The sequence below is a fragment of the Vibrio sp. 10N.222.52.B7 genome, from assembly GCF_041474275.1.
In the GTDB taxonomy this organism is placed as follows: Bacteria; Pseudomonadota; Gammaproteobacteria; order Enterobacterales; family Vibrionaceae; genus Vibrio; species Vibrio crassostreae_C.
The window spans coordinates 1-258 of sequence record NZ_JBFRTU010000283.1; the positions used below are offsets into that span (position 1 = coordinate 1).

General features: G+C 49.2%; 1 pseudogene. It reads left to right on the forward strand.

Annotation, left to right across the window (positions count from 1 at the left end):
* A pseudogene (relA, locus tag AB4512_RS22855) lies at positions 1-258 on the forward strand (GTP diphosphokinase); the annotation flags it as partial.

Consider the following 258-nt stretch of genomic DNA (forward strand, 5'->3'; position numbering starts at 1 on the left):
GATCATCACTCAAAAAGAACCGAACCCATCACGTGATTGGTTAAACCCGACCACAGGCTTTGTTCACTCGAGTCGAGCTCGTGCAAAAATTAACGCCTGGTTCCGTGCTCAGAGTCGTGAGAAAAACCTTGAAGCCGGACGAGATATTCTAGAAGTCGAGCTAGGCAGAGTCGGAGCGACGCTGAAAGATGCCGAGCAATACGCGCTGAAACGATTCAACGTCAATACTCCAGATGAACTGTATGCGGGTATTGGTAG